The organism is Streptococcus halitosis, from assembly GCF_003143695.2.
Classification (GTDB): Bacteria; Bacillota; Bacilli; order Lactobacillales; family Streptococcaceae; genus Streptococcus; species Streptococcus halitosis.
The window spans coordinates 26,007-38,164 of sequence record NZ_QEMY02000002.1 but is presented as its reverse complement, the minus strand read 5'-3'; the positions used below and the strand labels follow the sequence as shown (position 1 = coordinate 38,164).

Genomic DNA, 12,158 nt, shown 5'->3' with positions numbered 1-12,158 from the left:
CAGTTTCGTTTATTTTGTTTCTATTTATCTCCTCACCTCCCATTCTAATGGTCGTTTAGCATTTGTCAAGAGCTTTTTAGCAAGATACATATTTGCTGCTGTTTTTTCTAAAAAAAGTAGAAACTTAAGGAAGAAGATCCTCTTTTCCAACTCTCAACTCCTTTATTTACTACTAAAAAACAGTTGAGAGTATTCCCAACTGTAAGTGTTTATTTCGGATGTCTTTTGGCAAAGTCAACAAAGTGAAATTTTTCTAATTTATGGCGACTTTCGGTGAATTGAAACTGGCGCCCGTCTTGGAGATAGACTTTTGACTTGATCGAAACGACATAAGGGTCTTTGCCAATATCCATGAGAATCTTGTCTCGGTCACTGGTGTGGTCAATGGTGATTTCTTTCTGAGCATAATCGATGTTAAGTTTGAGGTCGTCCTCTATATACGAGTAGATAGACTGCTCAGCGATTTGGCGAGTGAGATTTGGGATCAGTTCCATATCTAGATAGTCCGTATCCAGAACCGATACCAGGTCATCCACTACACGCTGGCGGACCACCTTCCACACCATCCGAAACTCTGGAAAGCCGGTTATTAGTGAGGATTTTTTATCGATAATGATCTTATCCAGACTGACCACATTGGTTTTAGAGCTCAGCCCCAGTTCCTGGACCAGTTCTTGGTAGCTGGTTAGGTTAGAGACAGGAAAATTGACCGTTTCTTCTTTGACGACTTGAGAACCTTGCCCCCTTATCTTTTTGATTAATCCTTCCTCTTGGAGGAGGGACAGAGCTTTTCGGACGGTGTCACGGCTCACCTGATACTGATTCATGAGTTCGTGCTCGCTAGGGAGGAAATCTCCGACAGCGTAAGTCTCGTTTTGAATGGTTTTTTGGATTTGCTTAAATAGTTGTTGGTATTTCTTCATATTGCTTCCTTAAATGGGTTTTTAGTCTAGTTCAATGGACACCTGTATCTATTTTACCATACAAGTGCTAGAAAATATCCAAAAATATCCTCTTTTTATCACAAACAAGTTGCCTACAGGTTTGGTATCGTTTACAATAGTCTTATCAAATAAAACTTGCTTTGACAAGTATAAGGAGAATCAAATGGGAAAATTTGAACAAGAAGCCAAAGATCTGCTTCAAGCGATCGGAGGCAAGGAGAATGTCACTGCTGTCACCCACTGTGCGACACGGATGCGCTTTGTTCTCGGAGACGAAAAGAAGGCCAATGTTAAGGCTATCGAGTCGATTCCAGCCGTCAAAGGGACCTTTACAAATGCGGGGCAATTTCAGGTGATTATTGGGAATGACGTGCCGATTTTTTATAATGATTTTACATCTGTTTCAGGTATTGAGGGTGTCTCCAAAGAAGCAGCCAAGTCCGCAGCTAAGAGCAATCAAAACCTGGTCCAACGTGTCATGACCACTCTAGCAGAAATCTTTACGCCGATTATTCCAGCCTTGATTGTCGGAGGACTAATCCTCGGTTTCCGTAATGTCTTGGAAGGCGTGCATTGGTCAATGTTGGATGGCAAGACTATCACGGAATCCTCTCAGTTTTGGTCAGGAGTCAATCACTTCCTCTGGCTGCCTGGTGAAGCAATCTTCCAGTTCTTACCAGTAGGGATTACCTGGTCTGTCTCTCGTAAGATGGGAACCAGCCAAATCTTGGGAATTGTACTCGGGATCTGTTTGGTTTCACCTCAGTTGCTCAATGCCTATTCAGTTGCCTCAACACCTGCATCAGAAATTGCAGCAAACTGGGTTTGGAATTTTGGTTACTTTACTGTTAATCGTATCGGTTATCAAGCCCAAGTTATCCCAGCATTACTGGCAGGTTTGAGTCTGTCTTATCTTGAAATTTTCTGGCGCAAGCATATTCCGGAAGTCATTTCCATGATTTTTGTACCTTTCTTGTCATTGATTCCAGCTTTGATTTTGGCTCACACTGTCTTGGGACCAATCGGTTGGACAATCGGGCAAGGACTCTCATCAGTTGTCTTGGCAGGTTTGACGGGTCCTGTTAAATGGCTCTTCGGTGCGATTTTTGGTGCCCTCTACGCTCCATTTGTCATCACAGGTCTTCACCATATGACCAATGCCATCGATACACAATTAATTGCAGATGCTGGTGGAACTGCCCTCTGGCCAATGATTGCTCTTTCAAATATTGCCCAAGGTTCTGCCGTATTTGCCTATTATTTCATGCACCGTCATGATGAGCGTGAGGCTCAGATTTCACTTCCTGCAACCATTTCAGCCTATCTCGGTGTTACAGAACCAGCCCTCTTTGGGGTCAATGTCAAATACATCTATCCATTTGTAGCTGGGATGATTGGTTCAGCCCTTGCAGGGATGTTATCCGTTACTTTCAATGTAACTGCGGCTTCTATTGGTATCGGAGGTTTGCCAGGTATCCTCTCTATTCAACCTCAATACATGCTACCATTTGCAGGAACCATGCTAGTCGCCGTTGTTGTTCCAATGCTCTTGACTTTCTTCTTCCGCAAGGTCGGTCTCTTTACAAAGACAGAGGATGATGCAACCTTACAGGCAGAATTTGCTGCCCAAGAAGAGGCAGAATTTGTCAGTCATGAACCAGTAACCCTTGCTCCAGTAGAAATTGTCAGCCCACTTACTGGTCAAGTGAAAGAATTGAGTCAAGCAACAGATCCTGTTTTTGCATCAGGTGTCATGGGACAAGGTCTAGTCATTGAACCAAGCCAAGGTGAGTTGACTTCTCCAGTCAATGGGACAGTGACGGTTCTTTTCCCTACCAAGCATGCCATTGGTATTGTCTCTGATGAGGGGGTGGAATTGCTCATTCACATCGGTATGGATACAGTAGGTCTTGATGGCAAAGGTTTTGAAAGTCTTGTAGCCCAAGGAGACCATGTCACAATAGGTCAGAAATTGATTCGTTTTGATATGGATGTCATTAAGGCTGCAGGTCTCGTGACAGAAACTCCAGTTATCATCACTAACCAAGATGCTTATACAGCGACTATCACTGGAACTTATCCGACAACGATCCAAGCTGGGGAAGCTCTCATGGTCGCTACACGAATCTAATCGAAATAGTACAAACAGGGAAGGAACATCAGTTCCTCCCTTTTATCAGAAAAGGAGAAACAGATGGCACTTGATAAAGGAAAAGTAGTCTATCAAATCTATCCAAAATCATACAAAGACACCACTGGAAATGGTATTGGGGATTTCCGTGGAATTATCGAAAAAATCCCCTATCTAGCTAAACTGGGTGTAGATATGGTCTGGCTCAATCCATTTTATCCAAGCCCCCAACGGGATAATGGTTACGATATTTCAGATTATATGGCAGTGGATCCTCTTTTTGGTGATATGGCTGATTTTGAGGAGATGGTGCGTGTCGGTAAGGAGCACAAGATTGACTTTATGCTGGATATGGTGCTCAATCATTGTTCGACAGAGCATGAATGGTTTCAGAAAGCCTTATCTGGCGACCAGTACTACCAAGACTTTTTCTTCATCCAAGATCAACCGACCGACTGGCTGTCTAAGTTTGGTGGTTCTGCCTGGGCGCCTTTCGGGGATACGGGGAAATACTATCTCCACCTTTTTGATGAAACCCAGACTGACCTTAATTGGCGCAATCCCAATGTCCGCAAAGAGCTTTTCAAGGTCGTTAATTTCTGGCGTGACAAGGGGGTCAAAGGTTTCCGATTTGATGTGATTAATTTGATTGGTAAGGATGAGGTCTTAGTGGATTGTCCAGAAAATGAAGGAAAGCCAGCTTACACGGATAAACCAATTGTCCATGACTATCTTCGCATGATGAATGAAGCGACCTTTGGTTCTGACGACGGTTTTATGACAGTTGGGGAAATGTCCTCGACCACCATGGAAAACTGTGTCCTCTATTCGTCACCTGAACGTCAGGAATTATCCATGACCTTTAATTTCCATCATCTCAAGGTGGACTACAAGGATGGGCAGAAGTGGACCTTGGCGCCCTTTGACTTTGAAGAGTTGAAAAGTCTTTATCATAGCTGGGGCAAGGAAATGAGTGACAAAAACGGCTGGAGCGCCCTCTTTTGGAACAATCACGACCAACCACGGGCATTGAATCGTTTTGTCGATATTCAACATTTCCGCAATGAAGGGGCGACTATGCTGGCTGCCAGCATTCACCTGTCACGTGGGACACCTTATATCTACATGGGCGAGGAAATTGGAATGGTTGACCCAAACTATGATTCCATGGCTGATTATGTGGATGTCGAGTCCATCAATGCTTATCAGATGCTCTTAAAAGAAGGGAAAAGTGAGCAAGAAGCCTTCCAGATTATTCAGGCCAAGTCACGAGATAATTCACGCATTCCCATGCAGTGGGATGCTTCGGAAAATGCTGGTTTCTCAAAAGGGACTCCATGGCTGAAAGCAGGAAAATCCTACCCTCACATCAACGTAGAAAATGAAATCAAAGGCCCAATTTTCGCCTTCTACCAAAACTTGATTCGCCTTCGTAAGGAAATGCTGATCATTTCAGAAGGAAGCTACAAACCAGCTTTTGAAGACAGTCAGCAAGTCTACGCTTTTGAACGTCAGTATGAGGATGAAAAGTTACTGGTCCTCAATAACTTTTATGCTACAGAAGTGGAAATTGAGCTACCAGCACCTTATCAAAATGGACAGATTCTGATTTCAAACTATGAAGATGTAGAAGTATCAGAAAAAATTCTGCTCAAACCGTATCAAACACTGGCTATCTATGTACATTAAACACAGCAAGGAGCTCTCTTTCTCAGAAAAGCAGGGTTCTTTTTACTGTCTATCCCATCCCTGAAAGCGTAAAACAAACTAGTCAGGAAAGTCACTTTATGGTATAATATAGAAGACTCAAAAAGAAACAGGAGAAAAAGAATGGACTTACTTTTAGCAATTATCTTGATTGTGCTAGCTTTTCTAGGAGGAGCTCTTGGAGGGATGTACTTGGTTCGTAAGCAAATCGAAAAAGAATTTGCGGACAACCCACGTTTGAACGCTGAGGCAGTTCGTGCTCTCTTGAGCGCAAATGGTCAAAAGCCAAGCGAAGCCAAGGTACAACAAGTTTACCACCAAATCATCCGCCAACAAAAAGCAGCTCTTGCTAACAATAAAAAGAAATAAATAGGAAAAGTCTGGGATGAAAGTTCCAGACTTCTCACTATGTTCAATAGTTCTCAAGGATAAGACTTTTTCCTTGCATTCTATTGATATTTGATTATGATTAAGAGAGAGGCAGTTCCTATTCTATCAAGCTGTCTATCCGTTCATTTAGGACGAGTAATCATGATGAACTATCAATCAGAAAAAAGACTAGAAAGAAGACTATATGGATAATCGACCAATTGGTTTTTTGGATTCGGGTGTCGGGGGCTTAACCGTTGTTCGTGAGCTCATGCGCCAGCTTCCCCATGAAGAAATCGTCTATATTGGAGATTCGGCGCGGGCGCCCTATGGTCCCCGTCCTGCTGAGCAAATCCGTGAATATACTTGGCAGTTGGTCAACTTTCTTTTGACCAAGGATGTCAAAATGATTGTCATTGCTTGTAATACTGCGACTGCGGTCGTCTGGGAAGAAATCAAGGCCCAACTAGACATTCCTGTCCTAGGCGTGATTTTGCCAGGAGCTTCGGCAGCCATCAAGTCCAGTCAAGGTGGGAAAATCGGGGTCATTGGAACCCCCATGACGGTCCAATCAGACATCTACCGTCAAAAAATCCATGATCTGGATCCGGATTTACAGGTGGAGAGTTTGGCCTGTCCCAAGTTTGCTCCCTTGGTGGAGTCTGGTGCCCTGTCAACCAGTGTAACCAAGAAAGTGGTCTATGAAACCCTGCGCCCCTTGGTTGGAAAGGTGGATAGCCTGATTTTGGGTTGTACCCATTACCCACTCCTTCGCCCCATCATCCAAAATGTCATGGGACCAAAGGTTCAGCTCATCGATAGTGGGGCAGAGTGTGTACGGGATATCTCGGTTTTGCTGAACTATTTTGAAATCAATCGTAGTCGAGATGCGGGACCTCTTCAACATCGTTTTTATACAACCGCCAATAGCCAAAGTTTTGCCCAAATTGGGGAAGAATGGCTGGAAAAAGAGATTCATGTGGAGCATGTAACTTTATGACAAACAAAATTTACGAATACAAGGATAACCAGGACTGGTATGTCGGTGTCTGGGATGTCTATGGAGGCATCTATAGCCTTATCAAAGATCCTCTCGAGCTTGATTTTATGGATTTAGCGCGGATTTTTCGTGACGAGGAAAATGGCTTTCCGATTACGATCACGGTGATGCGCTGGTCTTCTAACTTCCGTCTGCTCTCCTTTATCGTTGAGATTTTAAATGCCGAAGCAGGTCGCAATCTAGAAGTCATCCAACGTCAGGGAGCTCTGCTCTTGGTTGAAAATGGAAAGCTTTTGCATGTTGAATTGCCTAAAGAAGGAGTCGATGTAGAAGCCTTCTTTGATACTAGCAAGGTCAGAGAAACTCTGCTCATTGCGACTCGTAACGAAGGCAAGACCAAGGAATTCCGAGCTATCTTTGACAAGTTAGGTTACGACGTGGAAAATCTCAATGACTATCCAGATCTACCTGAAGTAGCTGAAACAGGCATGACTTTTGAAGAAAATGCTCGACTTAAAGCAGAAACGATTTCCCAATTAACAGGCAAGATGGTGCTAGCAGATGACTCAGGTCTCAAAGTCGATGTCCTCGGCGGTTTGCCAGGTGTTTGGTCAGCCCGTTTTGCAGGAGTGGGAGCGACAGACCGAGAAAACAATGCCAAACTCTTGCACGAATTGGCCATGGTCTTTAAACTCAAGGACCGTTCGGCACAATTCCACACAACCCTGGTTGTAGCTAGTCCAAACAAGGAAAGTTTGGTCGTCGAAGCTGACTGGCCAGGTTACATTAACTTTGAACCTAAGGGTGAAAATGGCTTTGGCTACGATCCTCTCTTCCTTGTGGGAGAGACAGGCAAGTCAGCAGCTGAATTAACCCTTGAAGAAAAAAATAGCCAATCTCACCGTGCCTTAGCCGTTAAGAAACTTTTGGAGGTATTTCCATCATGGCAAAGCAAACCATCATTGTAATGAGTGACTCTCATGGCGATAGCTTGATTGTGGAAGAAATTCGTAATCGCTACCTGGGGAAAGTCGATGCCATTTTTCACGATGGTGACTCAGAACTCCGTCCAGACTCTCCGCTTTGGGAGGGCATCCATGTCGTCAAAGGGAATATGGACTTTTATGCCGGCTACCCAGAACGTTTGGTGACTCAACTTGGTCCAACCAAGATCATCCAGACCCATGGACACTTGTTTGACATCAATTTCAACTTTCAAAAGTTGGACTACTGGGCTCAGGAAGAAGATGCCGATATCTGTCTCTATGGTCACTTGCATGTGCCAAATGCTTGGATGGAAGGCAAAACACTCTTTTTAAATCCAGGCTCCATCAGCCAACCAAGAGGAACCATCAGAGAATGCCTCTATGCCCGTGTAGAGATTGATGACAGCTATTTCAAAGTAGACTTTTTGACACGTAATCATGAGGTTTACCCAGGCTTGTCCAGGGAGTTTGCTCGATGATTGCCAAAGAATTTGAAGCATTTTTACTGGAGCAGGAAGAGACTTTTCTTACCCCTGCTGAGAATCTAGCAGCCTTGATTGATACCCATAACGCTGATCATGCGATTTTAGTGTTGAGCCAAATCACCTATACCCGTATCCCTGTTGTGACCTTTGACAAACGCTTCGTTGGAACCATTGGTCTGAGAGACATTTTGGCTTATCAAATGGAGCAAGGTTTGACGGATGAGCAGATGGCAACGACAGACATCGTCAATATGACCAAGACGGATGTGGCAGTTGTCGCTCCAGACTATAACATTACAGAGGTCCTCCATAAACTGGTGGATGAACCCTTCTTGCCAGTGGTAGATGATGAAGGGATTTTTCAAGGAATCATCACGCGCAAATCTATCCTCAAGGCCGTCAATGCCCTCTTGCATGACTTTAGTAAGGAATATGAGATTCGATGCAAATGAGAGATAGGATTTCAGCCTTTTTAGAGGGAAAGAAGGGTTTGTCTGCCAATTCCAAGCAGTCTTATAAGTATGATCTAGAGCAATTTTTAGACATTGTGGGTGAGCGGATCTCTGAGACCAGTCTCAAGATTTACCAAGCCCAGCTAGCCAATCTAAAAATCAGCGCCCAGAAGCGAAAACTTTCGGCCTGTAACCAATTTCTCTACTTTCTCTATCGAAACGGAGAAGTGGACAGCTTTTACCGTCTGGAATTAGTCAAGCAAGCTGAAAAGAAGACTGAAAAACCAGAGATTCTAGACCTAGACTCTTTTTGGCAGGAAAGTAATTATCCAGAAGGACGCTTGCTGGCGCTTCTTATCTTGGAAATAGGGCTCTTACCAAGTGAGATTTTAGCCCTTAAGGTTGCAGATATCAATCTGGATTTTCAGGTGTTGCGAATTAACAAGGCTTCCCAACAGAGGATTGTCACCATACCCACGACCTTGACTCCAGAGCTAGAACCCTTGATGGGGCAGACCTATCTCTTTGAAAGGGCAGGGAAAGCCTATTCTCGTCAGTGGGCCTTTCGTCAGCTGGAGTCTTTTGTCAAGGAGAAAGGTTTCCCAACCTTATCAGCCCAAGCCTTGCGGGAACAGTTCATTCTAAGACAAATAGAAAACAAGGTCGATTTGTACGAAATTGCAAAAAAATTAGGATTAAAAACAGTCCTGACCTTAGAAAAATATAGATAATGGATATTAAATTAAAAGATTTTGAAGGGCCCCTGGACCTGCTCTTGCACTTGGTTTCTAAGTACCAGATGGATATCTACGATGTGCCCATTACGGAAGTTATCGAACAGTATCTAGCCTATGTCTCAACTCTGCAGGCCATGCGTCTGGAAGTAACGGGCGAGTATATGGTTATGGCCAGTCAGCTGATGCTGATCAAGAGCCGCAAGCTCTTGCCAAAGGTAGCAGAAGTGACAGACTTAGAGGATGATCTGGAGCAGGACCTTCTCTCCCAAATCGAAGAATACCGCAAGTTCAAGCTCTTGGGTGAGCACTTGGAAGCCAAGCACCAAGATCGGGCCCAGTACTATTCCAAAGCTCCGACAGAGTTGATTTACGAAGATGCGGAACTTGTACATGACAAGACGACCATTGACCTCTTTTTGGCTTTTTCAAATATCCTAGCCAAGAAAAAAGAGGAGTTCGCACAGAATCACACGACCATCTTGCGGGATGAGTATAAGATTGAGGACATGATGGTCATCGTAAAAGAGTCCTTGACTGGACGAGACCAGTTGCGCTTACAGGATTTGTTCAAGGAAGCCCAGAATGTCCAAGAGGTCATTACCCTCTTTTTGGCGACCTTAGAGTTAATCAAAACTCAGGAATTGACCCTCGTGCAAGAGGAGAGTTTCGGAGATATCTATCTCATGGAAAAGAAGGAAGAAAATCAAGAGGCACAAAGCTAGACTTGATAGAGAGGAAAGATGAGTACTTTAGCAGAAATAGAAGCGCTCTTGTTTGTAGCAGGTGAAGATGGGATTCGAGTCCGCCAGTTGGCTGAACTCCTCTCACTTCCCCCGACAGGCATCCAACAGAGTTTAGAAAAATTAGCCCAGAAGTATGAAAAAGACCAAGATTCGAGCTTGTCCCTGATCGAGACAGGTGGTGCATACAGATTGGTCACTAAGCCTCAATTTGCTGCGATTTTGAAGGAATACTCCAAGGCACCCATCAACCAGAGCTTGTCTCGGGCTGCTCTTGAGACCTTGTCCATCATTGCCTACAAGCAGCCTATCACGCGGATAGAGATTGATGCTATTCGTGGGGTTAACTCGAGTGGGGCCTTGGCAAAGTTGCAGGCCTTTGACTTGATTAAAGAAGATGGGAAAAAAGAAGTGTTGGGCCGTCCCAACCTCTATGTAACTACGGATTATTTCCTAGATTACATGGGAATTAACCATTTGGAAGAACTGCCAGTGATTGATGAGCTTGAGATTCAAGCCCAAGAAAGCCAATTATTTGGTGAAAGGATAGAAGAAGATGAGAATCAATAAGTATATTGCCCACGCAGGTGTGGCCAGTAGGAGAAAAGCAGAAGAACTAATCAAGCAAGGCTTGGTGACGGTTAACGGCCAAGTGGTGCGTGAACTCGCAACGACCATCAAGTCTGGAGATAAGGTCGAAGTGGAAGGTCAGCCCATCTACAACGAAGAAAAGGTTTACTATCTGCTTAACAAACCACGTGGAGTGATTTCCAGTGTGACAGATGACAAGGGCCGCAAGACTGTTGTGGATCTCTTGCCTAATGTCAAAGAACGCATTTACCCAGTTGGACGTTTGGACTGGGATACATCAGGTGTCTTGATTTTGACCAATGATGGGGACTTTACGGATGAAATGATTCACCCACGTAATGAGATTGACAAGGTCTATGTCGCGCGTGTTAAAGGTGTGGCTAATAAGGATAATCTCCGCCCCTTGACTCGTGGTCTTGAGATTGATGGCAAGAAAACCAAGCCAGCTGTTTACGAAATTCTCAAAGTGGATCCAGTCAAAAATCGCTCTGTGGTACAGTTGACCATCCACGAAGGGCGTAATCATCAGGTTAAAAAGATGTTTGAAGCCGTCGGTCTTCAAGTGGATAAGTTGTCTCGGACACGTTTTGGACACTTAGACTTGACAGGTCTTCGTCCAGGAGAAGCCCGTCGCCTTAATAAAAAAGAAATCAGCCAACTACACACTATGGCTGTAACCAAGAAATAATGAAACGAATCTTAATAGCGCCAGTACGCTTTTACCAACGTTTTATCTCCCCAGCTTTTCCACCTTCTTGTCGCTTTGAGCCGACTTGTTCCAACTACATGATTCAGGCTATTGAAAAACATGGCTTCAAGGGTGTTCTGATGGGCTTGGCTCGGATTTTACGTTGCCACCCCTGGTCGCCAATAGGAAAAGATCCTGTCCCAGACCACTTTTCCCTCAAACGTAATCAAGAAAAAAAATAACCCAACATCAGGTGATGTTGGGTTTTCTTGCTTATTTTAAAGCTTTTTGAGCGTCTTCAATCATGAGTTTGGTTGATTCAAGACCGCCTCCGCTTAGATACCAGAGGTCTGGTGTTAGTTGGATGATTTTACCGTTTTTAGCGGCAGGAGTCTCAGCGATGAGGGCATTTTCTAGGACGCCATCGTTGCTTGAGTTGTCACCACCGATGGCAAGGGTACGGTTGATGACAAAGAGGATGTCAGGATTGATTTCTTTGACACTTTCAAAGCTGACTTCTTGTCCGTGGCGAGAGTCTTCAAATTTGGTATCAGTTGGTTTGAATTTCAAGGTTTGGTACAAGAAAGAGAAACGAGATTGGGCACCAAAGGCGGCCATTTTTCCTTCGTTGAGGAGGATGGCAAGGGCTTTTTTGTCAGAACTTTCGTTTTTAGTAGCGACTTCTTGGATGTTCTTGTCTAGGTTGGCCAATTCTTCTTTGGCTTTCTGTGTACCAGTTTCACCGAAGGCACTTGCTAGAGATTCGATGTTGGTCTTGGTAGAAGTCCAGTAGTCGTCCTTACTTGGTTGGAAGAGAACAGTTGGAGCAATCTCTTTGAACTTGTCTACGAATTTTTGGGTACGTGGAGAAGCGATAATCAAATCTGGTTCAAGAGCAGCAATGGCTTCTAGGTCTGGCTCAACCATGGAACCCACATTGTTGACATTTCCCGCAAGATCTTTTAGGTAAGTCGGAACAGTTTTTGTAGGCATTCCGACGATATTCTTTTCAAAACCTAAAGCGCGAATAGTATCGGCAGCACCGAGGTCAAAGGTCACAATCTTTTCAGGAACCTTTGAAAGTTTGACCTCATCTAGTGAACTTTTAATGGTTACTTCTGTTTGAGCAGAACTACTTGTCTCTGTTTGCTTCGTAGTTTTAGTTGTACTACATGCACCAAGTAAGAGCAAGAAGCTAGCCACTAGGGCGGTGAGATAAAGTTTAAGGGATGTTTTCATGATTTCTCCTTTTTAAAATATGATAACGATGTAGGGGTCTCTTAGATAGGTTTGTTAGCTAAGAGACAGAGTGTTCTCTAACATGAGTT

The 12,158-nt window shown here is 44.1% G+C and carries 14 protein-coding genes; 12 read left to right on the top strand and 2 right to left on the bottom strand.

What is annotated here, in order from left to right:
* Positions 1-209: 209 nt before the first annotated feature.
* A complete protein-coding gene (gene treR / locus DB729_RS06750) occupies positions 210-923 on the bottom strand; it encodes a trehalose operon repressor (RefSeq protein WP_061853126.1) in 714 nt (237 codons plus the stop codon).
* 184 nt (positions 924-1,107) lie between these two features.
* Here treR and treP point away from each other — a divergent pair, with 184 nt between their 5' ends.
* From treP to yidD, 12 genes are all read left to right on the top strand, one after another.
* On the top strand, positions 1,108-3,075 hold the full coding sequence (gene treP, locus DB729_RS06745; RefSeq protein WP_165442243.1) for a PTS system trehalose-specific EIIBC component: 1,968 nt from the start codon (positions 1,108-1,110) through the stop codon (positions 3,073-3,075).
* A 63-nt stretch (positions 3,076-3,138) separates the two neighbouring features.
* Positions 3,139-4,764 carry an alpha,alpha-phosphotrehalase gene (gene treC, locus DB729_RS06740; protein ID WP_109289856.1) on the top strand — a complete coding sequence of 542 codons (1,626 nt, stop codon included), beginning with the start codon at positions 3,139-3,141 and terminating at the stop codon, positions 4,762-4,764.
* A gap of 141 nt (positions 4,765-4,905) precedes the next feature.
* Positions 4,906-5,151, top strand: coding sequence for a YneF family protein (locus DB729_RS06735; RefSeq protein WP_000364980.1), 246 nt, complete (start codon positions 4,906-4,908; stop codon positions 5,149-5,151).
* Positions 5,152-5,356: 205 nt separating this feature from the next.
* Positions 5,357-6,151: a glutamate racemase gene (gene racE, locus DB729_RS06730; protein WP_000370380.1), complete on the top strand. Its 795-nt coding sequence runs from the start codon at positions 5,357-5,359 to the stop codon at positions 6,149-6,151.
* Positions 6,109-7,119 carry a nucleoside-triphosphate diphosphatase gene (locus DB729_RS06725; RefSeq protein WP_425275798.1) on the top strand — a complete coding sequence of 337 codons (1,011 nt, stop codon included), beginning with the start codon at positions 6,109-6,111 and terminating at the stop codon, positions 7,117-7,119. The genes racE and DB729_RS06725 overlap by 43 nt, the downstream gene beginning before the upstream one ends.
* Positions 7,095-7,616, top strand: a complete 522-nt coding sequence (locus tag DB729_RS06720) for a metallophosphoesterase (protein ID WP_109289854.1) — start codon at positions 7,095-7,097, stop codon at positions 7,614-7,616. Before DB729_RS06725 ends, DB729_RS06720 begins: the two co-directional genes overlap by 25 nt.
* Positions 7,613-8,074 carry a cyclic-di-AMP-binding protein CbpB gene (cbpB, locus tag DB729_RS06715; RefSeq protein WP_000560696.1) on the top strand — a complete coding sequence of 154 codons (462 nt, stop codon included), beginning with the start codon at positions 7,613-7,615 and terminating at the stop codon, positions 8,072-8,074. The genes DB729_RS06720 and cbpB overlap by 4 nt, the downstream gene beginning before the upstream one ends.
* On the top strand, positions 8,071-8,805 hold the full coding sequence (xerD, locus tag DB729_RS06710) for a site-specific tyrosine recombinase XerD (RefSeq protein ID WP_277619895.1): 735 nt from the start codon (positions 8,071-8,073) through the stop codon (positions 8,803-8,805). The genes cbpB and xerD overlap by 4 nt, the downstream gene beginning before the upstream one ends.
* Positions 8,805-9,533 (top strand): segregation/condensation protein A, encoded by a 729-nt coding sequence (locus DB729_RS06705; RefSeq protein ID WP_084939596.1) that lies wholly within the window; start codon positions 8,805-8,807, stop codon positions 9,531-9,533. Before xerD ends, DB729_RS06705 begins: the two co-directional genes overlap by 1 nt.
* 18 nt (positions 9,534-9,551) lie before the next feature.
* Positions 9,552-10,121: an SMC-Scp complex subunit ScpB gene (gene scpB / locus DB729_RS06700; RefSeq protein WP_033606312.1), complete on the top strand. Its 570-nt coding sequence runs from the start codon at positions 9,552-9,554 to the stop codon at positions 10,119-10,121.
* Positions 10,108-10,830 (top strand): pseudouridine synthase, encoded by a 723-nt coding sequence (locus DB729_RS06695; protein ID WP_007519228.1) that lies wholly within the window; start codon positions 10,108-10,110, stop codon positions 10,828-10,830. The genes scpB and DB729_RS06695 overlap by 14 nt, the downstream gene beginning before the upstream one ends.
* On the top strand, positions 10,830-11,072 hold the full coding sequence (yidD, locus tag DB729_RS06690; protein ID WP_033606311.1) for a membrane protein insertion efficiency factor YidD: 243 nt from the start codon (positions 10,830-10,832) through the stop codon (positions 11,070-11,072). The genes DB729_RS06695 and yidD overlap by 1 nt, the downstream gene beginning before the upstream one ends.
* A 31-nt stretch (positions 11,073-11,103) precedes the next feature.
* On the opposite strand, the gene DB729_RS06685 is transcribed toward yidD, so the two are convergent.
* Positions 11,104-12,069, bottom strand: coding sequence for a siderophore ABC transporter substrate-binding protein (locus tag DB729_RS06685; RefSeq protein WP_109289853.1), 966 nt, complete (start codon positions 12,067-12,069; stop codon positions 11,104-11,106).
* Positions 12,070-12,158: the final 89 nt, after the last annotated feature.

Bases quoted from the DNA above. Each gene is read 5' to 3' on its own strand.
- DB729_RS06695 (WP_007519228.1), top strand. From the start codon at position 10,108: ATGAGAATCAATAAGTATATTGCCCACGCAGGTGTGGCCAGTAGGAGA.
- DB729_RS06725 (WP_425275798.1), top strand. From the start codon at position 6,109: ATGGCTGGAAAAAGAGATTCATGTGGAGCATGTAACTTTATGACAAAC.
- treP (WP_165442243.1), top strand. From the start codon at position 1,108: ATGGGAAAATTTGAACAAGAAGCCAAAGATCTGCTTCAAGCGATCGGA.
- DB729_RS06735 (WP_000364980.1), top strand. From the start codon at position 4,906: ATGGACTTACTTTTAGCAATTATCTTGATTGTGCTAGCTTTTCTAGGA.
- scpB (WP_033606312.1), top strand. From the start codon at position 9,552: ATGAGTACTTTAGCAGAAATAGAAGCGCTCTTGTTTGTAGCAGGTGAA.
- racE (WP_000370380.1), top strand. From the start codon at position 5,357: ATGGATAATCGACCAATTGGTTTTTTGGATTCGGGTGTCGGGGGCTTA.
- DB729_RS06705 (WP_084939596.1), top strand. From the start codon at position 8,805: ATGGATATTAAATTAAAAGATTTTGAAGGGCCCCTGGACCTGCTCTTG.
- DB729_RS06720 (WP_109289854.1), top strand. From the start codon at position 7,095: ATGGCAAAGCAAACCATCATTGTAATGAGTGACTCTCATGGCGATAGC.
- DB729_RS06685 (WP_109289853.1), bottom strand. From the start codon at position 12,069: ATGAAAACATCCCTTAAACTTTATCTCACCGCCCTAGTGGCTAGCTTC.
- cbpB (WP_000560696.1), top strand. From the start codon at position 7,613: ATGATTGCCAAAGAATTTGAAGCATTTTTACTGGAGCAGGAAGAGACT.
- xerD (WP_277619895.1), top strand. From the start codon at position 8,071: ATGAGAGATAGGATTTCAGCCTTTTTAGAGGGAAAGAAGGGTTTGTCT.
- treC (WP_109289856.1), top strand. From the start codon at position 3,139: ATGGCACTTGATAAAGGAAAAGTAGTCTATCAAATCTATCCAAAATCA.
- yidD (WP_033606311.1), top strand. From the start codon at position 10,830: ATGAAACGAATCTTAATAGCGCCAGTACGCTTTTACCAACGTTTTATC.
- treR (WP_061853126.1), bottom strand. From the start codon at position 923: ATGAAGAAATACCAACAACTATTTAAGCAAATCCAAAAAACCATTCAA.